This is a genomic window from Dyella sp., from assembly GCF_051962475.1.
Taxonomy (GTDB): Bacteria; Pseudomonadota; Gammaproteobacteria; order Xanthomonadales; family Rhodanobacteraceae; genus Dyella_A.
The window spans coordinates 71,486-93,026 of sequence record NZ_JBQCCF010000069.1; the positions used below are offsets into that span (position 1 = coordinate 71,486).

26 protein-coding genes are annotated in these 21,541 nt (G+C 68.9%); 11 read left to right on the forward strand and 15 right to left on the reverse strand.

Going from position 1 to position 21,541, the window contains the following annotated elements:
- Window positions 1-27: 27 nt before the first annotated feature.
- From ACTHJF_RS15520 to trpE, 4 genes are all read right to left on the reverse strand, one after another.
- Window positions 28-420 (reverse strand): hypothetical protein, encoded by a 393-nt coding sequence (locus ACTHJF_RS15520; RefSeq protein ID WP_440267905.1) that lies wholly within the window; start codon window positions 418-420, stop codon window positions 28-30.
- Window positions 421-514: 94 nt separating this feature from the next.
- Window positions 515-1,186 (reverse strand): hypothetical protein, encoded by a 672-nt coding sequence (locus ACTHJF_RS15525; RefSeq protein ID WP_440267906.1) that lies wholly within the window; start codon window positions 1,184-1,186, stop codon window positions 515-517.
- 11 nt (window positions 1,187-1,197) lie between these two features.
- Complete coding sequence (locus ACTHJF_RS15530) at window positions 1,198-1,962, reverse strand: SIMPL domain-containing protein (protein ID WP_440267907.1); 765 nt, start codon at window positions 1,960-1,962, stop codon at window positions 1,198-1,200.
- Between the two features lie 41 nt (window positions 1,963-2,003).
- Complete coding sequence (gene trpE, locus ACTHJF_RS15535; protein WP_440267908.1) at window positions 2,004-3,479, reverse strand: anthranilate synthase component I; 1,476 nt, start codon at window positions 3,477-3,479, stop codon at window positions 2,004-2,006.
- Between the two features lie 172 nt (window positions 3,480-3,651).
- On the opposite strand from trpE, the gene ACTHJF_RS15540 reads away from it, so the two are divergent.
- Window positions 3,652-4,917, forward strand: coding sequence for an energy transducer TonB (locus ACTHJF_RS15540; protein WP_440267909.1), 1,266 nt, complete (start codon window positions 3,652-3,654; stop codon window positions 4,915-4,917).
- On the opposite strand, the gene ACTHJF_RS15545 is transcribed toward ACTHJF_RS15540, so the two are convergent.
- From ACTHJF_RS15545 to pdsR, 3 genes are read right to left on the reverse strand one after another with little or no spacing between them, the layout of a single operon-like run.
- Entirely contained in the window at window positions 4,912-6,936 is a 2,025-nt protein-coding gene (locus ACTHJF_RS15545; RefSeq protein ID WP_440267910.1) for an ATP-binding protein, read from the reverse strand. The two genes, ACTHJF_RS15540 and ACTHJF_RS15545, sit on opposite strands and share 6 nt — an antisense overlap.
- A gap of 19 nt (window positions 6,937-6,955) precedes the next feature.
- A complete protein-coding gene (locus tag ACTHJF_RS15550; protein ID WP_440267911.1) occupies window positions 6,956-7,528 on the reverse strand; it encodes a hypothetical protein in 573 nt (190 codons plus the stop codon).
- A complete protein-coding gene (gene pdsR / locus ACTHJF_RS15555; protein ID WP_431634484.1) occupies window positions 7,525-8,214 on the reverse strand; it encodes a proteobacterial dedicated sortase system response regulator in 690 nt (229 codons plus the stop codon). The genes ACTHJF_RS15550 and pdsR overlap by 4 nt, the downstream gene beginning before the upstream one ends.
- Window positions 8,215-8,538: 324 nt before the next feature.
- Here pdsR and ACTHJF_RS15560 point away from each other — a divergent pair, with 324 nt between their 5' ends.
- On the forward strand, window positions 8,539-8,667 hold the full coding sequence (locus ACTHJF_RS15560) for a hypothetical protein (RefSeq protein ID WP_440267912.1): 129 nt from the start codon (window positions 8,539-8,541) through the stop codon (window positions 8,665-8,667).
- 301 nt (window positions 8,668-8,968) lie between these two features.
- Here ACTHJF_RS15560 and rpe read toward each other — a convergent pair whose 3' ends face one another.
- From rpe to ACTHJF_RS15575, 3 genes are all read right to left on the reverse strand, one after another.
- The gene (rpe, locus tag ACTHJF_RS15565; protein ID WP_431634486.1) at window positions 8,969-9,637 is read right to left on the reverse strand and encodes a ribulose-phosphate 3-epimerase; all 669 of its coding nucleotides are present in this window, start codon (window positions 9,635-9,637) and stop codon (window positions 8,969-8,971) included.
- A gap of 101 nt (window positions 9,638-9,738) precedes the next feature.
- Complete coding sequence (djlA, locus tag ACTHJF_RS15570) at window positions 9,739-10,545, reverse strand: co-chaperone DjlA (protein WP_440267913.1); 807 nt, start codon at window positions 10,543-10,545, stop codon at window positions 9,739-9,741.
- Complete coding sequence (locus ACTHJF_RS15575; RefSeq protein ID WP_431634488.1) at window positions 10,542-10,856, reverse strand: c-type cytochrome; 315 nt, start codon at window positions 10,854-10,856, stop codon at window positions 10,542-10,544. Before ACTHJF_RS15575 ends, djlA begins: the two co-directional genes overlap by 4 nt.
- A gap of 111 nt (window positions 10,857-10,967) precedes the next feature.
- Here ACTHJF_RS15575 and ACTHJF_RS15580 point away from each other — a divergent pair, with 111 nt between their 5' ends.
- Genes ACTHJF_RS15580 through ACTHJF_RS15590 form a run of 3 tightly spaced genes read left to right on the forward strand, consistent with a single transcriptional unit; the run spans window position 10,968 to window position 12,760 of the window.
- Window positions 10,968-11,864: a phosphoribosylaminoimidazolesuccinocarboxamide synthase gene (locus ACTHJF_RS15580; protein ID WP_440267914.1), complete on the forward strand. Its 897-nt coding sequence runs from the start codon at window positions 10,968-10,970 to the stop codon at window positions 11,862-11,864.
- 21 nt (window positions 11,865-11,885) lie between these two features.
- A complete protein-coding gene (locus tag ACTHJF_RS15585; RefSeq protein ID WP_440267915.1) occupies window positions 11,886-12,356 on the forward strand; it encodes an Mpo1 family 2-hydroxy fatty acid dioxygenase in 471 nt (156 codons plus the stop codon).
- Entirely contained in the window at window positions 12,353-12,760 is a 408-nt protein-coding gene (locus ACTHJF_RS15590; RefSeq protein ID WP_440267916.1) for a hypothetical protein, read from the forward strand. The genes ACTHJF_RS15585 and ACTHJF_RS15590 overlap by 4 nt, the downstream gene beginning before the upstream one ends.
- A gap of 54 nt (window positions 12,761-12,814) precedes the next feature.
- Here the strand turns inward: ACTHJF_RS15590 and ACTHJF_RS15595 are convergent, their stop codons facing one another.
- Window positions 12,815-13,210, reverse strand: coding sequence for a hypothetical protein (locus ACTHJF_RS15595; RefSeq protein ID WP_440267917.1), 396 nt, complete (start codon window positions 13,208-13,210; stop codon window positions 12,815-12,817).
- Window positions 13,211-13,332: 122 nt separating this feature from the next.
- Window positions 13,333-14,667 (reverse strand): APC family permease, encoded by a 1,335-nt coding sequence (locus tag ACTHJF_RS15600; protein ID WP_440254442.1) that lies wholly within the window; start codon window positions 14,665-14,667, stop codon window positions 13,333-13,335.
- Window positions 14,668-14,990: 323 nt separating this feature from the next.
- On the opposite strand from ACTHJF_RS15600, the gene ACTHJF_RS15605 reads away from it, so the two are divergent.
- Window positions 14,991-15,974 (forward strand): UPF0104 family protein, encoded by a 984-nt coding sequence (locus tag ACTHJF_RS15605; protein ID WP_440267918.1) that lies wholly within the window; start codon window positions 14,991-14,993, stop codon window positions 15,972-15,974.
- Here ACTHJF_RS15605 and ACTHJF_RS15610 read toward each other — a convergent pair.
- Genes ACTHJF_RS15610 through gntA form a run of 3 tightly spaced genes read right to left on the reverse strand, consistent with a single transcriptional unit; the run spans window position 15,956 to window position 18,346 of the window.
- Complete coding sequence (locus ACTHJF_RS15610) at window positions 15,956-17,041, reverse strand: hypothetical protein (protein ID WP_440267919.1); 1,086 nt, start codon at window positions 17,039-17,041, stop codon at window positions 15,956-15,958. The genes ACTHJF_RS15605 and ACTHJF_RS15610 overlap by 19 nt on opposite strands.
- A complete protein-coding gene (locus tag ACTHJF_RS15615; protein WP_440267920.1) occupies window positions 17,034-17,624 on the reverse strand; it encodes a DUF1989 domain-containing protein in 591 nt (196 codons plus the stop codon). The genes ACTHJF_RS15610 and ACTHJF_RS15615 overlap by 8 nt, the downstream gene beginning before the upstream one ends.
- The gene (gntA, locus tag ACTHJF_RS15620) at window positions 17,621-18,346 is read right to left on the reverse strand and encodes a guanitoxin biosynthesis heme-dependent pre-guanitoxin N-hydroxylase GntA (protein WP_440267921.1); all 726 of its coding nucleotides are present in this window, start codon (window positions 18,344-18,346) and stop codon (window positions 17,621-17,623) included. The genes ACTHJF_RS15615 and gntA overlap by 4 nt, the downstream gene beginning before the upstream one ends.
- 181 nt (window positions 18,347-18,527) lie before the next feature.
- Here gntA and dinB point away from each other — a divergent pair, with 181 nt between their 5' ends.
- The 5 genes from dinB to ACTHJF_RS15645 all read left to right on the forward strand — a co-directional run bounded on the left by dinB (window position 18,528) and on the right by ACTHJF_RS15645 (window position 21,473).
- The gene (gene dinB / locus ACTHJF_RS15625; protein ID WP_440268163.1) at window positions 18,528-19,607 is read left to right on the forward strand and encodes a DNA polymerase IV; all 1,080 of its coding nucleotides are present in this window, start codon (window positions 18,528-18,530) and stop codon (window positions 19,605-19,607) included.
- Between the two features lie 65 nt (window positions 19,608-19,672).
- Window positions 19,673-20,134, forward strand: coding sequence for a MarR family winged helix-turn-helix transcriptional regulator (locus tag ACTHJF_RS15630; protein ID WP_440267922.1), 462 nt, complete (start codon window positions 19,673-19,675; stop codon window positions 20,132-20,134).
- Between the two features lie 109 nt (window positions 20,135-20,243).
- Window positions 20,244-20,669 carry an organic hydroperoxide resistance protein gene (locus ACTHJF_RS15635; RefSeq protein ID WP_431634514.1) on the forward strand — a complete coding sequence of 142 codons (426 nt, stop codon included), beginning with the start codon at window positions 20,244-20,246 and terminating at the stop codon, window positions 20,667-20,669.
- Window positions 20,670-20,766: 97 nt separating this feature from the next.
- Window positions 20,767-21,051, forward strand: coding sequence for a GIY-YIG nuclease family protein (locus ACTHJF_RS15640; RefSeq protein WP_440268164.1), 285 nt, complete (start codon window positions 20,767-20,769; stop codon window positions 21,049-21,051).
- A 212-nt stretch (window positions 21,052-21,263) separates the two neighbouring features.
- Window positions 21,264-21,473, forward strand: coding sequence for a cold-shock protein (locus ACTHJF_RS15645; RefSeq protein ID WP_431634516.1), 210 nt, complete (start codon window positions 21,264-21,266; stop codon window positions 21,471-21,473).
- The last annotated feature ends 68 nt before the right edge of the window (window positions 21,474-21,541 follow it).

Sequence of the window (21,541 nt, forward strand, 5' to 3'; positions counted from 1 at the left end):
ATGCGACGCGGCCCCGTCAGGGCCGGCTCACCACTCCAGCGGTGCGGAATCGTCTTCGCCGCCGCCCGTCGCGCCGTCGTCCTCCGCGGCGGCGGCTGGCGCCACGGCGACAGCGCGCTGCAGCTCCTTGCTGGCCTCGGAGCGGGCGTGGCGTAGCGCCAGCACACAACGCAGGTTGCGCTCCATCTCGGCCAGCGTGATCGGGAAAAACGACGCCTCGCGATCGCTCACCGTCCAGCTGTCCACCCGGCGCAGGTCCACCGGCACCTGGGCGGCATGCAGCGCCTCCATCACTTCGCGCGAGTCGACCGATCCCAACTCACAGATCAACCGCCACAGCCAGTTGATGCGCTGGGGATCGATGCCTCGCGTCATCGGCGGGCGGCGGTATGGCAGTCGACTGAGGTCTGGTTCGTTCATGGCGGTCCCTGGCGATCCGGCGCGGAGACTCCGCGGAAGGCCTACCGATAGCGGCTGCAATCGCGCCGGCTTTAGGGCGCGGACCGTGGCGGCTTTAGGGAACGGACCGCGGCGGATCGAAGGCCAGCACCTGCTCGGTATAGGTCTCGATGAGCGCACTGAACGGGTGGCCGTCACCATCGACCAGCAGCGCCCGGTGCTGCAGCAGCCGGTGCGGCATGGCCAGCTTGCCCGGGCGATCAGCGGGCAAGCTTCCGGCGCGTTCCCAGCCCGCCGGCAGCGGCGACCACAGCAGCTCGGCCGACAGCGTGCGCCGACGAAAATGCAGTGGCTGCACCACCTTGCCGAATGGCGCGTCGGTGGTTTCCAGTGTGTGGTTCATGGCGGCAGTGAGGCGCGCGGGCACGTACCAGTTTTCCGCCTCCGACAGTGTGCGGCCACCGCAGCGCAGCGCCACCCGGCGATAGGCCACCGGTTCATCCGCACCGATGCCGAGCGCGGCACGCAGATCAGCCGGCAGATCGCGCGACGCACCCTGCATAGGCTCGGCCGTCACCTTGGCCGGCGACGCCATGCCATGCGCGGCGCACCAGCGCTCGAGCGTCAACGTGGCGCTGTCGTGGCTGAGCAGATCGGCGTTGAGCGTCTGCAGCAACGCCAGTGCCTCGGTGCGGGCCAGCGCGGTGTCGGGCCAGGCCGGTACCCGCGGCGCGCCATCGGCCCAAGCTGACTGGACGGAAAGGACCGCCATCGCGGCTAGAGTCATCCGCCAGCCATTCATGGCTTGCCGATCAGGTACACGGCGTAGATGTCCTGCTGCGCACGCAGGGTCCCCACTCGCAGATCCGGCGGCACAGCTTGACCGTTGTCGTACGACGGCGGGGCCGGTGGCGCCGGGGGCTCTATCTGCCCACCAGCAAAGCGGGAGCTGCTACCCCATGACCCGGCCTGCACACCATAGGCAAAATCAGGGGCCACCTCGGACACGCTGTATACGCCGACGATTTGCACGCCATAGGCCTGCGCAATCTGCTTGGCCGATTCCTGCGAATTGGCCATGGCCTGCTTACGCAGCGCCTGCATGATCGCATCGAGATGGCTGCTACCTGCGCCCGTGCCGATGACCTGCACCTCCTCCCCAGCGGGCAGGCCCTTGAGGAACTCGCGAAGCTTCGGCATGGCGTCGAAGGTTGCCGCAACGTTGCGCGTCACCTGCGTACCGAGGAAGACCGATTTGCCGTCGCGATATTCGGACGCAGGGCCGATCTGCAGGGTGCTCGCCTGCGTGTGGCCCGTCATCGCCCCGGCTTCTTCCAATGCCGCAAAGATCGCAGCCATATGCTTTTCCACACGCTCGCGCGCATGGTCAGCGAGCGGATCCGTCACCTGAACCTTGAGGTTGATCGAGAAGCGGTCGGGGAGATAGGTGGTTTCCGCATGCCCGCGCACCAGGATGTGCGACGCGCTGGGAATGGCGTTCACCTGGGCATGCACGTTCAGGGACACCAACAGCGCCAGCAAATAGCCGAAAGCTCGTTTCATGCTCACTCCTTTGATTCGAAATGCTTCTCTGGCGAAAAACCTCACAGCCCCTTCGCCGCCTGCGCCACGGCGCGGAACAGCGCGCGGCCCTTGTTCATCGTCTCCTCCCACTCCGACGCCGGATCGGAGTCGTAGACGATGCCGGCGCCGGCCTGCACGTGCAGGCGGCCGTCCTGGATCACCGCGGTGCGGATGGCGATGGCGGTGTCGGCGTCGCCCCACCAGCCGATCCAGCCGATCGCGCCGGCGTAGATGTTGCGCTTGACCGGCTCCAGCTCCTGGATGATTTCCAGCGCGCGGATCTTCGGCGCACCGCTGACCGTGCCGGCCGGGAAGGTGGCCTTGAGCACGTCCATGTACGAGAGCTTGCCGCGTAGCTCGCCCTCGACCTGGCTGACGATGTGCATCACGTGCGAGTAGCGCTCGACCACGAAGGATTCGGTGACCGCTACGCTGCCCGTCTCGGTGATACGACCCACGTCGTTGCGGCCCAGATCGATCAGCATCACGTGCTCGGCGCGCTCCTTCGGATCGGCCAGCAGCTCGGCTTCGAGCGCGGCGTCTTCAGCCTCGTCGGCGCCGCGCTTGCGCGTGCCGGCGATCGGGCGCACGACGACCTTGCCGTCCTTCAGCCGGGCCAGGATCTCCGGCGAGGAGCCGACGATCTGCGTCTTGCCGAGGTCGACGAAGTACATGTACGGCGAGGGATTGAGCGCACGCAGCGCGCGGTACACGTCCACCGGCCGCGCGTTGAAGCCCACGCTGAGCCGCTGTGACGGCACCACCTGGAAGATGTCGCCGGCGCGGATGTATTCCTTCGCCTTTTCCACCATCGCCTCGAACTCGGCCTTGGTGAAGGAGGATTTGAAGTCGCTCTCGTCCAGTGCCACCGACTGGGTGAGCTGTGGGTAGGACGCGCCGCCCTGGCGCAGGCGATAGACCAGCGCGTCGAGCCTACGCTGCGCCTGCGCATAGGCGTGCGGCTGCGACGGATCGGCGTGCACGATCAGGTACAGCCGGCCCTTGAGGTTGTCGAACACCGCGACTTCCTCGGCCAGCATCAGCAGCACGTCGGGCGTGCCCAGCTCGTCGGGGCGATCCCACTGCGCGAGGCGCGGCTCGATGTAGCCGATCGTCTCGAAACCGAAGTAGCCGACCAGGCCACCCGAGAAGGCCGGCAGCTGCGGCAACCGCGGCACGTCGTACTGCTGGCGGAGCTTTTCGATTTCGGCCAGCGGATCGTCCAGATGGCGACGCTCGGTGACCTCGCCGGCGTCTTCCACCTCCAGCTCGTGGCCGCGCAGGCGGTACACGCGGCGCGCCGGCAGGCCGATGATCGAATAGCGTCCCCAGGTGGCGCCGCCCTCGACCGATTCGAACAGGAAGGTGTACGGGCCATCGGCCAGCTTCAGGTACACCGACAGCGGCGTGTCGAGGTCGGAAAACACCTCGCGCACCAGCGGAATGCGCGTGTGGCCCTGGGCCACCAGTGCGTCGAATTCGTCTCGGGAAATCACGTGGCGTGGGTCCGGCTGATCCAAACAGACGGCTATTGTAGGGGCGAGGCCGCGCCACCGCGCGCCCGCGCGGTCATCGCGGTGCGCGACTGCACGCCGCAGCGCGGGCCGGGATGGCGACGAGGCGCGCGTTGGGTAAGCTGTCGCGCACCCACCGGAGGGAAACGCGGGCATGGATACGTTCTGCCTGGTGCTTGCGGGCCATCACCTCGCCACCGATGCCGGCGCCGTCGAGGCGCGGCTGGCTGACGCCTTCGGCATGTCGCCGGACGCCTTCCGCGACAAGGTGTGGCAGCGCGCGCCACTGATCATCCGGCGCGGCCTCGACCAGGCTACGGCGCAGGACCAGGCCAGCCAGTTGAGGGCGCTGGGCACCGAAGCGGGCGTGCACCGCGACGAGGAGGCGCTGATCTGGCTGCTGCGCGGCGAGCGCGTGCTCGGGCCGCTGCCGGCCGGCGCGCGTGACCAGTACGCCCGCCCCGGCGATCGCTGGTGCCACGATGGGGACGCCAGCTGGCAGGCGCTGCCGCTCGCTGCCACACCGCCGCCGCTGCCCGGGCCCGGCGCCATGCCACCGCCTTTGCCGCCCGGCGCCCGGCGTGGTCGCGGCCGCCCCTTCGCCTGGCTCGGCGGCATCGCCGCGGTGCTGGTGCTGGCGTTGCTGTGGCACCAGCATCGCGCCGCCACGCCGGCAGCCAGCGCGCCGCCGGTGCGCTACGTTTCACGCCCACTGCAGCCGCTGCCGGCTGCCGCCCCAGCGAGCACGGCCACCTGCCCCGCTGGCAGCGCTGCCCAGAACGACGAAGACCGTTTCCTGCTCGCTGGCGGCCAGCGCACACTGACCGGCCGCGCGCAGCGCAGCGGCGATGACTACGTAGCCGAGGCGATCGTGCAGCGCGACGACCACTGCCAGCCCAGCGCCGCGCAGCTCTACGTGTTTCGTCACGGCGCGTTCGTCGGCACGGCGATCGATACGCCGATCGACCCGCGCCGCACCCAGCTGACCGACTTCACGCTCGATGGGCAGGGCCAGCTCGCCTACAGCCTGCGCCGCTGCGATGGCCGTGCCGGTGGCTGCGGTGAGCCGGAGACCTACCAGACGCACCTGCAGCGCGGCGACGGCGGCTGGGTGCTGGCCTATGGCGCCACCAGCGCACCGGTGGCGGTGGAGATCATCAGTCGCCCGCCGCCGCGCTATCCGGAGGAGGCGCTGCGGCAACGTCACCAGGGCACCGTGCTGCTGATGCTCACCATCGATGCTGACGGCCTACCGCGTGAAGTCACGGTGGCCAAATCGAGCGGATTTCCCGAGCTGGATGCCGCCGCGGTAGCTTCCGCCCGTCAGTGGCGCTTCCGCGCGCTACGCCCCGACGGTGGCGCCACCGCGGCCACCACCAGCGTGCCGGTGCGTTTCCACCTCGACTCGCCGGCGCTATAGCCGCGGACGCGGCATACCGAACAGCTGCAGCGTGAACGCCACGCCGCTGCCGTCGTCCAGATTGCGTGCCAGCGCCACGCCGTCGTGGCGCTCGGCGACCAGCCGCACCACGTACAGGCCCAGGCCCAGATGCGGCGCGTCGCCGGGCGTGGCCTTGTCGCGCAGGCTCACCAGCGAATCGAACAGCCGTGCCTGCATTGCCTCGGGCAACAGCGGCCCCTGGTTGACCAGGGTGATCTGCGCGCCGCCGTCGATCGCATGCAGCTCCAGCCGCAGCCAACCATCGGCAGGCGTGAACGAGAGGGCGTTGTCGAACAGCTTGTCCAGCGCCTGCGCAATCAGCTCGGGCGCGCCGTGGAACGGCAGCGGCGCCTCGGGCAACACGCAGTCGAAGCGCCGCGTGCCGGCCAGCACGCGGTAGGAGTCGGCGCAGCCACGCACCACGTCGCGCAGGTCGACGTCTTCGGGCTCGGCGGCGGCGATCGCACGCTCCATGCGGCTGGCTTCGCTCATGGCGCGCACCAGCATGCCCAGGCGAGCGGTGCCGTCGCGCGCGCGATCGAGGTACGGTGCCGCGCCGGCCGGCACGCCGCCCTCGGCATCGAGCGCGTGCTCCAGGTTGTCCAGCGAGGACTTGACGATCGCCAGCGGGGTGTTGAGTTCGTGCGACAGCTTGGACGCGAGCGTGCGCAGATAATCGGTGTAGCCGCCCACCGCCTCGAACAACTTCTCGAAACTGCGCGCGAGGTCACCGACCTCGTCCGGCGCATCGGCCAGCGGAAAGCGGCCCTGGCGAAACAGGCCATCCAGACGGCCATCCGCGGCCTGCGCCCGCTCGGCCGCGTCGCGCAGCTTGCCCAGGCGCAGGCTAAGCCGCGTGGCGAAGGCGAGCAGGATGCCGCCGGCCACCAGCAGCACTGCGAAGCTGGTGAGCAGCAGGCCGAACAGCGCGCGGTTGGCCAGCAGCGGCACCGCACGACTGGCCTGCTCCAGCAGCAGCACGCCGCGCACGCGGCCGGCGTGCTCGATCGGCACCGCTGCGTCCAGCACCACGCTGGCACGCGTCTCGCCATCACGCCACACCGCGGCCGGCGTGCCGTGGCGGGCCTGGGTCACCTCGTCGGTGAGCAGGCGCGGCGCATCCTGCATCCACGGCTGCGAGGCCTGTACGCGATCGGCCAGCAGGGAGCGATAGATCAGCGCAGCGAACCAACCCGGCTGGGCGCCCTGATCGCGATCCGCGTCGCGCCGGCCGCTCTGCGCCAGCAGCCAACCGTCGGGCGACAGCACGCGGGCATGCACGTTGTCCGGCGCCAGTTGCGCCAGTTCGTCCGAGAGCGTGCGCGAGTACGCCTGCAGCGGACGCTGCTCGACGGCCAGTGGATCGCCGCCATCGGCCGGGTCGAACACGCCGATGCCCAGCGCGCTGACCCCGACCGCACGCGGGAGGCGCAACTCGATGCGATAGCCACTGCCGTCTTCCTGCCACTGCGCGGTGAGCAGGTCCGGCAGACCGTCCACTGGCGGATCCAGCGGGCGCGCGCTGATCGGACCGGGCGCTGCGCTGGCCAGCAGATAGCGTCGCTGCGCGCTGCCGCGCACCAAGGCCAGCACCACGTGGTCGGCACGCAGTACCAGCGGATCGTCGACCTCGGCGCGGGTGCGGCGGCTGTCGCGCACGTCCAGCCACAGGTAGAGCCAGCTGGCGTCGCGCGCCAGCAGCAGCTTGCCGCGCGTCCCCACCGGCTCGCTCCACGGCGTGAGCGGCGCCCAGTCATCGCCGTAGCCGTCGACGGTGATCGGCGTGTCGGCGTTCTGCACGTACCAGCCCGCACCGCCCTCGGGCAGCATGGCGCCGGTGACGGCGAGGCTGCGCGCGACCGCGCGCGCCGAGGCGGTGAGCGCCTGCGCCTGGCCGTCGCGCAGCAGGTTTTCCATCTGCCGCACGTACAGCCAGCCGGCCACCGGCAGCGCCAGCGTGCACAGCGCAACGAGCAGCAGCTTGCGGCGCAGGGTCATGGCGCGAAGCGGCGCAGCATCAGGGCCGGGCGATGGCCGGCAGCGCGGTTGCGCCGCGGCGATAGGTGGTACTTGCCACCACGCGCAGCAGCGCATCGAGCAGCGCGCGTCGCTGCGGCTCGTTGGCGGACAGCGTCATCGACCAGCTCAGCCGTACGCCGCTGGCCTGGCCTGGATCGCAGAACACGACCATGTCGTCGATATGGTCGCTGCCTTCGTACACGTTGGCGGCGCAATGCATTCGCGGGTGCGCAATGGCCAGCGTGGTGTCGCGGCCGGCCGGATCATGCTGGTGATAGCGCGCGCGGTCGGCGGCGAGCTCGGCGTCCAGCGTTGGCAGCTTGGCGGGCCAGACGTTGAGCACCATCACGCGCTGCGGTTCGCCTGTCCACTCACCCCGATAGACGACCGCATCCACGCCGATGGCGCGGGCATAGGTGCAGCAGTCCGCTGTCCAGCCCTCCGGGCCGACGCCGGTGACCGTCCATGCCGGCGTGCTGCCGTCGCGCGCGCCGCTGGCCAGGATGGACTGGCCGGCGCAGGCGGGCCCGGCGAGCACGAACAGCAACGCAAGCAGCAGCCATCGCCTCACGGCTTCCACCGGTAGCCCACGCCGTGCACGGTCTCGATCGCGTCGAACTCCGGCGCCAGCGCGATGAACTTCTTGCGGATGCGCTTGATGTGCGAGGTGATGGTGGCGTCGTCCACCACCAGCTCAGCCTCGCGCATCAGCTGGTCGCGGTTCTTCACGTGGCCGGGGAAGCGCACCAGCGTGTGCACCATCCAGAACTCGGTCACCGTGAGCGGGATCTCCTCGCCGTTCCAGGTAATGCGCATGCGCTCGGATTCGAGCTTGAGCGGCCCGTGCTCGATCACCGTCTCGCTGGCCGCCGGGGCCTGCATCGAGGCGATGCGGCGGAACAGCGCGGCGATGCGTGCGGCCAGCTGGTGCAGGCTGGTGTCCTTGCTGAGGTAGTCGTCCGCGCCCAGGCGAAGGCCGGAGATCACGTCGAAATCCGAATCGCGCGCGGTGAGGAAGATGATCGGGAGCGTGGGCGACTTAGCGCGCAGCTCGCGGCACAGGTCAAAGCCGCCCTCCGGCTCGTCGCCCAGCCCGATGTCGATGATCACCAGCTCCGGCAGGCGCATGGCGAACGCGCTCGACGCCTCCTGCCGCGAGCCGTAGCCGCGGGTGTCGTAGCCGAAGCGATTGAGCGCCTCGACGTAGTTGGCGCGGATCAGCGGTTCGTCTTCGACGATGGCGATGCTGCGGCCCATGGGATCGACTTCCTTCGCGTCCGTGAGTGGATGGCGCGCAGCGTGCTATGCGTGGGTGCGCGGTGCAAGCCGCTTTCGCCCTGTGCCCGCGATTTGCCCCAAGCGATCGCCCCACCGGCCGCAATATGCCGCCCGCCGTGCCCGTGCCGGGCGCCTGATGGACACCGCCGCCCGCAACCGAAGGACTTTCCCATGGCCCGCCCCGCCGCCGATGACGTCGACCGCAATGCCGAACTGCACGGCTTCGAACCGCTGCGCGTGGTGCTGGCGATCGGCGCCTTGCTGCTCGGGCTCGTGATGGGCATGCACTGAGGAGGACGCCTGATGACATCGCACGAAAAATTCACACTCGTTTCCGGACTCGATGCCATGGAAGGCCGCGTCGCCGCCGCGCAGGAAAGCGCGGCGGCGCCAGGCGCGCAGGAGCCCGATCCGGAGTGGCAGCCGCTGTAACGCCTGTTCAACCCGCCCGTTCAAACCGTTTCCCCCGACCTTCATGGCCGTTCCTTCCCCCTCCGCGCGAGGGGATTTTTTTCATCGCAAGAAAATTCTGAACAGGCGGGAACCATCGCCGCCGGACGCGGTTCCAATCTTCTGAGTGGCGTCGCGCCATTGCCGTGGAACCCGTCGCGTGGCACCGGCATGGTGCAGCGGCGGGGCGGCGCCCACTCTGGTGATCTCCCTGACGCGTCCGACGACGCTTGTCCCGGTGCCTTGCGGCTCCGGGACTTCTTTTTGCGTGTTCCGGCGGCGATCAGCCGATCGCGCGGCGCATGGCGGCGATCGCCGCGGCGTAGTCCGGCGCGTTGAAGATCGCCGAGCCGGCGACGAAGGTGTCGGCACCGGCTGCGGCAATGGCGCCGATATTGTCGGCGCTCACGCCGCCGTCCACTTCCAGCCGGATAGCGCGACCGCTCTCGTCGATGCGTCGGCGCACCTCGCGCAGCTTGTCCAGCGCCGAGGGGATGAACTTCTGCCCGCCGAAGCCCGGGTTCACCGACATCAGCAGCACGAAATCGAGCTTGTCCAGCACGTGGTCGAGCCAGTTCAGCGGGGTGGCCGGGTTGAACACCAGCCCGGCCTGGCAGCCGGCCTCCTTGATCAGGCCGATGGTGCGGTCGACATGCTCGCTGGCCTCTGGATGGAAGCTGATGGAACTGGCGCCGGCCTTGGCGAAGTCCGGCACGATGCGGTCGACCGGCTTGACCATCAGGTGAACGTCGATGTGCGCGCTGATGCCGTAGTCGCGCAGCGCCTTGAGCACCATCGGGCCCATCGTGAGGTTGGGCACGTAATGGTTGTCCATCACGTCGAAGTGCACCCAGTCGCCACCGGCGGCGAGCACCTTGGCGGTGTCCTCGCCGAGGCGGGCGAAGTCGGCCGAGAGGATGGACGGGGCAATGATGGGGGACTGCTTGCTCATGGCTCGATCTCTGTAGGAGCGCACCTTGTGCGCGACCGGAATGTGTGGCGTCATCTCTTCGTAGGCTTTTCGCGCACTTCGGTGCGCTCCTACGCCGCCTCCTATTTGAAACCTTTCTCGGCCTTGATGCGCTCGTAGGCGGCATTGATCTCGCTGGCGCGCGCCTCGGCACGCTTGCGCATATCCTCGGGCAGGTCGCCCAGGCGATCGGGGTGATGCTCGGAGATCAGCTTGCGGTAGGCGCGCTTGATGGCGCGCTCGTCCGCATCGCGCTGCACGCCGAGCACGGCGTAAGGATCCGGGCCTCCGGTGGAGCGGTGCGGCGGCACGTAGCCGCCGCCGTTGCCGGTGCCGCCGCGTGGCCCGCCGCCGGTGGCGTTCCAGGCGTAGCCCTTCATCGCCATCAGCGCCATCAGCTCCATGTCGCTCACGCGCATGGCGAAGGCCAGCTGACGCAGGATCGCCATCTTCTCCGGCGGCGGGTTGCCCTCGGCCAGCACGGTCTCGATCACCACGTCGAGCACCGGGAAGGCGTGATCGCGGCGCAGGCCGACCCAGTCGCGCAGTTCGCCGATGGTCGGCGACACGTCGAATTCCGGCATCTTGCCGCGGTTGAAGCTGGCGATCGCCTCCTGCCGCTGCGCGGCCTCCAGGCCCATGCGCGTCATCAGGCGCTCGGCGATGGCGATCTCCGCCTCCGACACGCGGCCGTCGCTCTTGGCCACGGCGCCAAGCAAAGCGAACAGCGGGCGGATGAAGCCGCCGGCTTCCGGCACCGCGCTGCGGCGCTGGCTGTAGCGCATGTTGTCCAGCACGAAACCGATCAGCGCGCCGACGATGGCGCCCGGCAAGCCATGACCGAGGAACAGGCCGACCACGGCCAGCCAGAAGGTGTAGGTGTAGCTCATGGCTGCGCCGCCACCGGCGTCTGCGCGCTGTACCACTGCGCCAGCTGGTCGAGCTCGGCGTCGCTGACCGGACCGATCGCGGCCTTCATCAGCGCCACGTTGCGGCGGCCGTCGCGGTACTGCTTCAGCGCTTCGCGCAGGTAATCGAGCTTCTGTCCGGCCAGGTTGGGTGCGCCGGGAATCTGCGCCATGCCGTGCTCGCCGTGGCAGGCGGCACACAGCCCGAGGCGGGCGGGACGGGCGGGCATCTCGGCCCGCAGGGGCGCAGCGGAAGCGGCCAGGCACAGCGCCGCGATCAGGACGGTTCGCATCGGCAACACACGGGATGGAAGACGCGCCAGTCTACCAGCGCCCTCGCCGCCGGTCCGGCCGGGTGCCGCGCCGTTACACTATGCCGCGCCCGCCCCACCCGGAACCGACCCGTGCCCACCACCCTGTCCCAATCGAACCTGCCCGGCCTGGAGCTGATCCACCGCGGCAAGGTGCGCGATGTGTATGCCCTGCCCGGCCAGCGCCTGCTGATCGTGGCCACCGATCGCCTGTCGGCGTTCGACGTGGTGCTGCCGGATCCGATCCCGGGCAAGGGCGAGATGCTCACACAGATCTCCAATTTCTGGTTCGCCAAGACCGCCCACCTGGTGCCGAACCACCTGCTGGACGTGCCGCTGGCCGACGTGCTGCCCGCCGGCACCGACCTGGCGCTGTACGCCAAGCGCGCGGTGGTGACGCGCCGCCTGAAGCCGGTGCCGGTGGAAGCGATCGCCCGCGGCTACCTGATCGGCTCGGGCTGGAAGGATTACCAGCGCACCGGCGCGGTCTGCGGCATCGCGCTACCGGCCAGCCTCAAGCAGGCCCAGCAGCTGCCCGAGCCGATCTTCACCCCGTCGACCAAGGCCGCCGTGGGCGACCACGACGAGAACGTCAGCTTCGACGCCGTGGTGAATGCGGTCGGCCGCGAGCTGGCCGACAAGGTGCGCGACGCGACGCTGGCGATCTACCGCTGGGCCGCCGCCTACGCCACCGAGCGCGGCATCATCCTGGCCGACACCAAGCTGGAGTTCGGCACCGACGAGGACGGCAAGCTGTACGTGATGGACGAGATGCTCACGCCCGACTCCTCGCGCTACTGGCCGGCCGACCAGTACCAGGTGGGCATCAGCCCGCCCAGCTACGACAAGCAGTTCGTGCGCGACTACCTGGAGACGCTGGACTGGAACAAGACCGCGCCCGGCCCGCACGTGCCGCCGGAGGTCATTGCCGGTACCTCGGCCAAGTACGCCGAGGCGCTGCAGCGGCTGGCCGGCATCTCCATCGACTGAACACCCCGCGGGAGGCACGCCATGCGCACCATGCAGGACTGGCTGGACAGCTACAGCGCCGATCACCAGCACCCGGTCAACCAGCGCCTGCACTGGCTGTGCGTGCCGCCGATCGTGTGGAGCGTTGTCGCGCTACTGTGGACGATCCCGGTGCCATCGCGCTTCCTCCAGCCGGGCGCGTGGGCGGTGCTGGCGATGGTGCTGGCCTTCGCCTGGTACTGGAAACGCTCGCACCGGCTCGGCGGCGCGCTGCTGCTGGCCTTCGCGCTGCTGGCCCTGCTGACCGGCCTGCTGTTCAACCGCTACGGCGCGACTTACCTGCGCTGGAGCGCGCTGATCGTGTTCGTGGTGGCGTGGATCGGCCAGTTCGTCGGACACCAGTTCGAAGGGCGCCGGCCGAGCTTCCTCACCGATCTCTCATATCTGCTGGTCGGACCGGCGTGGCTGATGGAAAAGCTGCTGCGCCGGCTCGGCTTCAAGGCTTCTGCATGACGACCCTGCTCACCGTGCTCAGCACCCTCCTGTGGTGGGTGCTGTACAGCTCGATCTTCGCCCTGTTCTTTTCGCTGATCGCCTGGCCGCTGCTGCGCTGGAACGAGCGCATCGGCGTGGTGTTCAACCGCGTGTACCTCGCCTGCCTGCTGTGGACCATGGCCGGCATGGCGATGGTGGGCGCGGTAGCCGTGCACGAGGGCCACGTGCGTCCGCCCTATGGCGCGCTGCTCACCAGCAACGCGCTGCGTGGCGTGCTGGTGGTGGACATGCTGATCGGCGTGGCGCTGCTGTGGCAGCTGATTCCGCGCGTGGACGCGCGGCGCATCCGCCCCACCAGCGCCTGCCTGGCGGTGGCGGCGGTGATGGCGATCGCCTTCGGCGTCGCCACCAGCCTGGCCTGATCCCGCTTTCGCCGGCGACGAGGGCGCGTCACCACCCTCGTCGCATCCGGTTGCTCAGTGGTGCATCGACATCACGGCCGCGCCGAACAGCACGGCCATGGCGATCGCCAGCAGCACGCCGATGACGATTTCCATCACCAGGTAGACCAGCTGCACCAGACAGGCCTTGCCGTAGCCAATGCGCAGGCCGGTGCCGTCCAGCAGCAGCCAGTTGACCATCGCCGCGCCCACCAGAAACTGCACCACGAAGGCCAGCAGCCGGCCGCCGCCGAGCAGCGCGTGAGCCAGGCCGAGCGCCACCGCCGAGGCGAGCGCGGTGAGCACTACCGCTCCCATCGCTCGCAGGTACGAGGGCATCGAGCCCACCACCAGCCGGAACGACACCGTCAGCAGCAGCGCGGCGATCGCGATGCCCACCACCACCACGAGCACGATGGCCAGCAGGCTCATGCCTGCCAGCACTCCGAAGACACTCCCCATGACATCCCCTCAGGCGAAATGACCCGCGTCGCCGACCCCTTGCCGGGCGATCGCGTCCCGGCCAGCGTAGCGCGGCCGCCCGGATCGGGGAATCAGCCGGCCGCCTGTCGCTCCAGCCAGCGCCAGCCGTAGAACGCGGGCACGCCCAGCGCGATGATCAGCAGGCTCATGCCCGCATCGCGCGGCGCATGGATCGAAGTGGCGATGATCACGCCCAGCACCGTCACCACGAACACCAGCGGCAGCACCGGGTAGAACGGCACGCGATACGGCGAGGGCTCCTGCGCCAGATGCCGGCGATACCAGAACAGCGTGGCGATGCCGAACGCGTGCGCCAGCCACTCGCCGACCGTGGTGTAGTCCAGCAGCTGGCCGAAGCTGCCCGACAGGGTGAGCACGATTGCCCACGCGCCCAGCGTGGCCAGCGCTACCTGCGGCGCACGGCTGGTCGGATCGATCCGCCCCACCGCACTGAAGAACATGCCGTCGCTGCCCATGGTCTGCAGCACGCGCGCGCCGCCGGCGATGGCGATGGCGCAGTAACCGAAGGTGGAGCAGGCGATGCCCAGGGCCATGATCGTGGCGCCGGACGGGCCGAGCAGATCGCGCAGCAGATCGGCCGCCGGTGCCGCGCTGGCGGCCAGGCCGGCATGCCCCAACCCGGCCAGATAGGCGAAGTTCACCAGCAGGTAGCTGCCCACCACGCCGGCCATGCCCAGCCCGAGCGCGCGCGGCAGCGTGCGCTGCGGGTCACGCACTTCCCCGGCCAGGTCGTTGAGATAGTGGAACCCGCCGTAGGCGAACAGGACCGGCAGTAACGCGCCGAGGAAGTCGCCGGGCGAGGCCAGGTGCACGGGATCGGCCGCCAGCGCGCTGCCCAGGTGGCCGCGCGCCAGGATCAGCCCGACCACCACCAGCAGGGCAATCGCCGCGAGCTTGAGCACGGTGAAGATGTTCTGCACCCACGCCCCGGCGCGGATGCCGAACAGGTTGATGCCCACGATGAAGGCGATCGATCCCACCGCGACGGGTTTGACGAAGCTGCCGGGAAATCCCAGCGCCGCGCAGAAATAATCAGCGAACGTCGTCGCCACCGCGGCGACGCTGCCGGGGTAGTTGATCAGCGCCATGGTCCAGCCGAACAGGAACGCAGGCAGCTTGCCGAACGCCTCGCGCAGGTAGACATAGGTGCCGCCGGCTTGCGGACGGCGCGCGCCCAGTTCGGCGTAGCACAGCACGCCGGCCAGCGTGAGCAGGCCGCCGATCGCCCACAGCAGCAGCACCTGCCAACCCGCCGAGGTGCGCTCGGCCACGGTGGCCGGGTTGCGGAAGATGCCGGCGCCGATCACGCCGCCGATCACGATCGCGGCAGCGTCCCAGGTGCCGAGGCGGCGAAGATAGGTCGGTGAGGAAGATGCTGTCGTCATGGCGTCGCTGGGCGTCACTGGCGAGAAGGACCAACGCATAGCCTGACACGATGACCGCCCGTTGTGCCCGCTTCGTTGGGCGCATGTGCCGCGCGTCATGTCATCCGCTCCGTCGCAATGCCTTTCGCCGACATGCTACACGCGCTGCCGCGGGAGCCAGCCGCAGCCACCGATCACGACGGCCCGGCTGCGCGCGTTTAGAATCGCGCCTTGCTCCCTGGCTCGACCATGCCCACACCGCCCACCTTCCCGTACGCACCCACGCCCTGCCCTCCGGGCTCCGCTTCGCCTTGGCCGGCATGGCGGCAGGCGGGAGCACGCGAGTGAGCAGGAGCCCGGCGTCGAAATCGTCCGGCGGCGCGTCGCCGTGGATGCGCTGGCTCTCGCTGGCGGCGGCCGTGGCGATGCTGTCGGTGGCTGGCTGGCTCATGCACCGCTACTTGTCGCAGATCTCCTGGCGTGCCTTTGCCGCAGCCTGGGCGCAGCTGCCAGCCACGCGGATCGCCGGCTCGGTCGTAGCGGCTGGCGTCAGCTTCGCCATGCTCGCCGTATTCGAGATGCAGGCGGCTGCGCTGACCGTGCCGGGGCGAGTGTCGATGCGTCGCGCGGCGTTCGCCGGAACGGTGGCCAATGCGCTGGCCAACACGCTGGGCTTTCATGCGCTGACCGCCAGCGCGGTGCGCTTCCGGATCTATCGGGCCGGCGGACTGAGTGCCGGTGACACCGCACGCATCGTCGGCGTGGCCGGGCTCGGCGTGGGACTGGGCTTCGCCGTGGTGATCACCGGCGCATTGTGCTGGGAGCCGGCGATTACCCGCGGCTGGGGCCGCATTCCGGGCCTGGCCCTGCTGGTGACGCTAGGGGCGCTACTGTTCTGGCTTGGCCGGCGCCCGCGTTCGCTGCGGATCTTCCGCTGGACCCTGGTCTTTCCCAACGGTCGTGCGGCGGCGCTGCAGATGCTGATCGGCGGCGTGGAGATGAGCGCGGCGATCGCTGCGCTCTACATCCTGCTGCCGGCGTCCATCGCGCCGCCATTCGTCGACTTCCTGCCGATCTACGTCGGTGCCGTGCTCGCCGGCTTGATCAGCCATGCACCTGGCGGTCTGGGCGTGTTCGAATCGATCATGCTCGCCTCGTTCACCCAGGCGCAGCGCCCCGACCTGCTCGCAGCCATGCTGTGCTATCGGCTTACTTACAGCCTGCTGCCGTTCGTGCTGGGCAGTCTGGCGCTGGCGGCCTTCGAGGCCACGCAGCGCTGGGGCGGGCGCTCCCGCCGCGGTGCATCGACTCAGTTCGACGGCGGATAGCGGCGGATCAGCCGCTGCTGGCGCAGGTGATGCCGCACCAGCGCGAGCGCGCCGACCGGCTGGAATCCGCGCCGGCGGTTGGCCGCCCCGAGCTCGAACAGCACCCGCTGCTTGGCGAACACCATCGCGTAGGCTTGCCGCACGCTGTATCGGGGATCCCACGCATGCACCGCCTCGGAACCGGCACCGTTCACTTCCATGATGGTGAAGCGGCCTTCGCGCAGGTCCGCCACGGTCGCGAAGCGCACGTCGAAACGTCCGACATGGAAGCGCGGCATGTCGCGGGCCACCGCCTCCACGGCTGTGAGCAGGGCATCGGTGGCCAGCGTCGAGCCGTCCTCGTAGCGGCCGCCTACGCGCGTCGACCCGATCAGCGAAAGCCGCACCACCCCCCCTGCCGCAGGGACGTGCGCGGGATCGAACGCGCATTGATGCTCGCGCGGGCGCGCCAGGGCCCGTTGCAATCGCGGGTCATGCGCCACCAGTTCGCCCACGCTGTGCAGACCGTCGCCGATCACCTGCGGGTAGTGGCGCAGCAGGATGCCCAGTAACTGCCCGCGCGGCTCACCCGGGCGACGAACGTAGAAGAGGCCCGCCTCGCCCGGCTCGTCCAGGTAACGCTGCAACATCAGCGCCTCACCGGCCGGGTAGCGGGCGAGATAGTCCGTCAGCGCCGCTTCGTCATCGAGGCGGCGCACGCCGAAGCCGCACCAGCCCAGATCCGGCTTGGCCACCACCGGAAAGGCGAGGCCCGCGTCTGCCATGGCGGCCAGCGCTTGCAGCACGCTCCGTGCGCCATCTGCCGTAAACAGCGCGAACGGCGCCACGCGGGAACGCGCGTGCGGGCCCATGGCGGCGAAATATTCCGACTTGGTATCGCCCACCAGGCCGCCCGCGGTGATCGCCGGGTTGGCTGCCGACGGCAACGTGAGGCTGCGATAGCGCAGGCCCAGCCATACCCACTGCACCACCATCGGCACCAGGTTGAGCCACTTCGGAATGCGCTCAATGACGCCGGTACTCGATGCGGCGGGCCTGCGACGAATGAAGAGCGCCCGCTCAGCCACCAGGCAGCACCTCGTACTGGATCGGCTTGTAGGAAAAGTTGTTGGACTGACCGGCCGAGCACGCGGTGAGCCCGATCAGCAGGTCCATCTGCGCTTCGAACACGGTGTAGTCGCCGGCACGGCTCAACGGCGGTTCGACGCGGATCGTCCCGGTGAGCGGATCCACCGGCACGTTCATGAACACGTTGAACGCCGTGGGGATCGCGTCGGGTGCAACGCCGTACGGCGCCAGCGCGGCGGCCAGGTTGCCGAAGCAACCGCGATGCGGCCGCTCGTCGCCGTAGATGATGCGGAACATCTCGGCCGAACAGGGCGAGAGGAGGAAGTCGTGGCGCCCCACCGTATCCTCGCCGATACGCAGCATCACGCGGGATCGGTTCGAATAGATCGGATCGCCGGTGGAAAGGTAGATGCGACTGGCGTAGTCGATGCTGCGACCGGAGGAGATCGCCTCGCCGAGGTCGTGGCGATTGAATGCCACCAGGTCGGCCACCTGCTCGCCCTGCGGATCGATCACCCGCAGGCGCTCGCCCTTGCGCAGCGCGAAGGCCACGCCGCTGCGCGGCTCGATGGTCTGGATCATGGCCGGTCTCCGTCGCCGCCGGGGGCAAACGGGCAGACCCAGTCCGGCCCCACGCGGCGCCCGCTGTACTGGCGCGCCTCGGAGCTGCGTCCGTGCACCGCGAGCATCGGGTTGGGCGAGCCGGCATAGGCCACGTCGCGCCGCACGATCGCCTGGCGCAATTTGTCGTAGCGCCCATCCGCGCGCAGCTGCTCGAACTGGCTGTGCAGGTTGAACACCAGCACCGGGCAGCGGAACCGGCGCGCCGGACGGCTTGCCGCCGGATGCAGGCCCACCACGTAGAACGCCTTGCCGCCCACGCTCATGCTGAAACGCGGCGACGCTGGATCATCGCTGACGCGGGGGTCCCAGCCGTAACGGCGGCGATCGATTGCGTGGATGGCGGCCAGCCGATCCCACAGCGCACGCTCGAACGCCGCCTCGTCCAGCGCTGGCGACGCCGGAAACAGCACGGCCACGCTGGTGAACGAGGGGCCCGCGGCAGGCTCGGGCAGCGACTGCAGTTGGCGGGTGATCGCATCATCGTCATCGGCCCGAGTCAGGTCGCGCACCCGCAGCAGATGTAACTCATCGCGGGCGTGCGAGGCCTTGGCCCCCAGGCAGGGAAAGCCCGCCGCCTCGATGAAGGCGTGGAAGGCGGCCTCGACAGAATCGACGGAGCCCAGCGGGCAAGCACGCACGGCGGCGCCCGGTAAGCGCGATGGAGCGACGTTGACCTGCATGATGTCTCCGTAGCAGCGGCGGCAGCAGACGCCGCCGTATCGGCATGGCCCTGTGTCCGTGCAAGCTACGAAGCCGGACGACGGGACGGCGTGAAAGCGCTTGCCTGGAGCTGAATGGCCGGCGCTGGCCGATGGCTAGAATGGCCGGGTGTCCCCCACGCATTCGCCCGTGTCCGCCCCTATCCGCAAGATCCTCCACATCGACATGGATGCGTTCTACGCATCGGTCGAGCAGCGCGACGACCCCGCCTTGCGTGGCAAGCCGGTGGTGGTCGCCTGGCGCGGCGCGCGCTCGGTGGTGTGCGCGGCCAGCTACGAGGCCCGCCCGTTCGGGGTGCGCTCGGCGATGCCGGCCGTACGTGCCGAGCGGCTGTGTCCGCAGGCGATCTTCGTCCCACCGGATTTCCCGCGTTACAAGGCAGTCTCGCGGCAGATCCGCGAGATTTTCGCCCGGCATACCGACCTGATCGAACCGCTGTCGCTGGACGAGGCCTACCTCGACGTCACCGTGACCAAGAGCGGTCTGGGTTCGGCTACCGCGACGGCCGAAGCGATCCGCGCGGCGATCCGCGAAGAGACCGGACTGACCGCCTCGGCCGGCGTGGCGCCGAACAAGTTCCTCGCCAAGATCGCGTCGGACCACCGCAAGCCCGACGGCTTGTTCGTGGTGCGGCCACACCAGGTCGACGCCTTCCTGTTGCCGCTCAAGGTGGGACGCCTGCCGGGCGTGGGCAAGGTGATGGAGGCGAAGCTGGCCGAGCTCGGCATCGCCACCATCGCGCAGCTACGGACCTTGCCGCTGGCCGAAATGGAGCAGCGCTTTGGCCGCTGGGGGCGACGTCTGCACGAGCTGTCGCTCGGCATCGACCATCACCCGGTGCAACCGGAACGCCCGAGCGTGCAGGTGTCGGCGGAAGACACCTTCGAGCACGACCTGCTGCTGGACGAACTCGAACCGCACATCCGGCGCCTGGCCGAAAAGACCTGGGCCGGCCACCAGCGCGAGGAAGGACGGGTGGCGCGCACGGTGGTGCTGAAGCTCAAGACCGCCGACTTCCAGACCCTCACCCGCAGCCTCACCCCGGCCAGCCGCCCGCGTTCGGCGGAGGAACTGGCCGACATCGCGTGCGCGTTGCGCAGCCGCGTGGAGCGACCGGCCGACAGCCGCTACCGCCTCGTGGGCGTGGGGTTGTCCGGCTTCGTCGACGCAGACGACTACGCGGCGCAGACCGACCTGTTCGGAATGCTCACGCCGGATTGAGGCGTCACCGGCTCCGGAATAAAGGTGCTTGCTATTAGATAGCGTGCTATGTATATTGCGAACCCATGAGCACACGCCGTTCCCCCGAGACCAAGCCTGCGCCGCTGCGGCTCGACCAGCAGCTGTGCTTTTCGCTGTATTCGGCACAGCTGGCGATGACCAAGGTCTACCGCAAGCTGCTCGCCGACCTCGACCTCACCTATCCGCAGTATCTGGTGATGCTGGTGCTGTGGGAGGGCGATGGCCTCACCGTCTCGCAAATCGGCGAACGGCTGTTCCTCGACTCGGCCACGCTCACGCCCCTGCTCAAGCGACTGGAGGCCGCCGGCCTGCTGAGTCGACGGCGCGCGGCCGAGGACGAGCGCCAGGTCGTCATCTCGTTGACCGCCGAGGGCCGCACACTGCGGCACAAGGCTGGCGCGGTGCCCGCAGCCGTTTTCTGTGCCACCGGCTGCGAGCTGGACCAGCTGCTGGAACTCAAGGCGCAGCTGGACGGGCTGCGCGCCCGACTGGCCGAGCATCCGTGATCCCCTCCGCGCGCCATAACCTTGATCGCATACGCACCAAATAAATAGTGCACTATTAAATAGTAAGCAATATCCATTCAACCCGAACCACCCATCAAGGAGACACCCCATGTCCATCGAAAACGTTCTTTACCGCGCCCACGCCCAGGCCACCGGCGGCCGTGATGGCCGCGCCATCTCGTCGGACAACGTGCTCGACGTGAAGCTCACCACGCCCAAGGAGCTCGGCGGCGCCGGCGGCACCGGCACCAATCCGGAACAGCTGTTCGCCGCCGGCTACTCGGCGTGCTTCCTGGGCGCGATGAAGTTCGTCGCCGGCCAGCAGAAGATCGTCCTGCCCGCCGACACCCGCATCGAGGGCAGCGTCGGCATCGGCCCGATTCCGGCCGGCTTCGGCATCGAAGTGGCACTGACGATCAGCGTGCCCGGTATGGAGCGCAGCGCCGCCGAGGCGCTGGTGGCCAAGGCGCATGAGGTGTGCCCGTACTCCAACGCAACGCGCGGCAACATCGACGTCACCCTCACCGTGGTCTGAAGTGGACACCGCCGCCGTGGCCAGGCCGCGGCGGCGGCGTTCTACACTGGGCCGCATGACCTCAGCCACGGCCTGGCCGCTTCCCGATGCGCACGACATGGCGTGGCCCGAGTCCGGCCAATGGTGTCTGTATCTGATCGAGTGCATCAACGGCGCCTGGTACGCCGGCATCAGCAACGCCCTGGCCGCCCGCTACTCGGCCCATGCCGCCGGACGCGGCGCCCGATACACGCGCGCCAATCCTCCCCGCCAGCTGCTCGGCTGGCGCCCCTACCCCGACCGCGCCAGCGCTTCGCGCGCCGAAGCGGCGATCAAAAAGCTTCCGAAGGGGCAAAAGATGGCGTTTCTCAGGGCTGACGACGGCGCCGGGAAAAAATCTTAGATTGCGTTCAAGCCATTCATTCCCATCGATTTTTCAGCTTGGCAGCGCTGATTTTCGAAAATCGGCCAAAAATAAATAAGGCATTGCCCGCGGCAGATAGAGTACGCTGGCGAAGTAGTGCTTGAGGCTGAGTTCGGCTGCACTGCGTCATCCTGCGGCGAGTCTGCCTCACTCCACGCCGTATACATCCATGTGTCAAAGGTTAAAGCGTCATGTCAAATCGTCAGAGCGGTACCGTCAAGTGGTTCAACGATGCCAAGGGCTTCGGCTTCATCAGCCCGGAAAGTGGTGACGACCTGTTCGTCCACTTCCGCGCCATCCAGGGCACCGGCTTCAAGTCGCTGCAGGAAGGCCAGAAGGTCACCTTCGTCGTGACCAAGGGCCCGAAGGGTCTGCAGGCGGACGAAGTCCAGGCTGTCTAAGCCACCGCCTGGTTCGCCAGGCAAAGAAAAGCCCGCGCTTGCGCGGGCTTTTTCTTTTTCTGGAGTCC

What these genes read in the sequence shown, in the direction of transcription:
- ACTHJF_RS15560 (WP_440267912.1), top strand. Translation starts at nt 8,539, where the DNA reads ATGACATCGCACGAAAAATTCACACTCGTTTCCGGACTCGATGCCATG.
- ACTHJF_RS15585 (WP_440267915.1), top strand. Translation starts at nt 11,886, where the DNA reads ATGCGCACCATGCAGGACTGGCTGGACAGCTACAGCGCCGATCACCAG.
- ACTHJF_RS15590 (WP_440267916.1), top strand. Translation starts at nt 12,353, where the DNA reads ATGACGACCCTGCTCACCGTGCTCAGCACCCTCCTGTGGTGGGTGCTG.
- ACTHJF_RS15645 (WP_431634516.1), top strand. Translation starts at nt 21,264, where the DNA reads ATGTCAAATCGTCAGAGCGGTACCGTCAAGTGGTTCAACGATGCCAAG.
- ACTHJF_RS15575 (WP_431634488.1), bottom strand. Translation starts at nt 10,856, where the DNA reads ATGCGAACCGTCCTGATCGCGGCGCTGTGCCTGGCCGCTTCCGCTGCG.
- ACTHJF_RS15615 (WP_440267920.1), bottom strand. Translation starts at nt 17,624, where the DNA reads ATGATCCAGACCATCGAGCCGCGCAGCGGCGTGGCCTTCGCGCTGCGC.
- ACTHJF_RS15525 (WP_440267906.1), bottom strand. Translation starts at nt 1,186, where the DNA reads ATGACTCTAGCCGCGATGGCGGTCCTTTCCGTCCAGTCAGCTTGGGCC.
- ACTHJF_RS15630 (WP_440267922.1), top strand. Translation starts at nt 19,673, where the DNA reads ATGAGCACACGCCGTTCCCCCGAGACCAAGCCTGCGCCGCTGCGGCTC.
- ACTHJF_RS15520 (WP_440267905.1), bottom strand. Translation starts at nt 420, where the DNA reads ATGAACGAACCAGACCTCAGTCGACTGCCATACCGCCGCCCGCCGATG.
- gntA (WP_440267921.1), bottom strand. Translation starts at nt 18,346, where the DNA reads ATGCAGGTCAACGTCGCTCCATCGCGCTTACCGGGCGCCGCCGTGCGT.
- djlA (WP_440267913.1), bottom strand. Translation starts at nt 10,545, where the DNA reads ATGAGCTACACCTACACCTTCTGGCTGGCCGTGGTCGGCCTGTTCCTC.
- ACTHJF_RS15545 (WP_440267910.1), bottom strand. Translation starts at nt 6,936, where the DNA reads ATGACCCTGCGCCGCAAGCTGCTGCTCGTTGCGCTGTGCACGCTGGCG.
- pdsR (WP_431634484.1), bottom strand. Translation starts at nt 8,214, where the DNA reads ATGGGCCGCAGCATCGCCATCGTCGAAGACGAACCGCTGATCCGCGCC.
- rpe (WP_431634486.1), bottom strand. Translation starts at nt 9,637, where the DNA reads ATGAGCAAGCAGTCCCCCATCATTGCCCCGTCCATCCTCTCGGCCGAC.
- ACTHJF_RS15595 (WP_440267917.1), bottom strand. Translation starts at nt 13,210, where the DNA reads ATGAGCCTGCTGGCCATCGTGCTCGTGGTGGTGGTGGGCATCGCGATC.
- ACTHJF_RS15635 (WP_431634514.1), top strand. Translation starts at nt 20,244, where the DNA reads ATGTCCATCGAAAACGTTCTTTACCGCGCCCACGCCCAGGCCACCGGC.
- ACTHJF_RS15600 (WP_440254442.1), bottom strand. Translation starts at nt 14,667, where the DNA reads ATGACGACAGCATCTTCCTCACCGACCTATCTTCGCCGCCTCGGCACC.
- ACTHJF_RS15530 (WP_440267907.1), bottom strand. Translation starts at nt 1,962, where the DNA reads ATGAAACGAGCTTTCGGCTATTTGCTGGCGCTGTTGGTGTCCCTGAAC.
- ACTHJF_RS15540 (WP_440267909.1), top strand. Translation starts at nt 3,652, where the DNA reads ATGGATACGTTCTGCCTGGTGCTTGCGGGCCATCACCTCGCCACCGAT.
- ACTHJF_RS15640 (WP_440268164.1), top strand. Translation starts at nt 20,767, where the DNA reads ATGGCGTGGCCCGAGTCCGGCCAATGGTGTCTGTATCTGATCGAGTGC.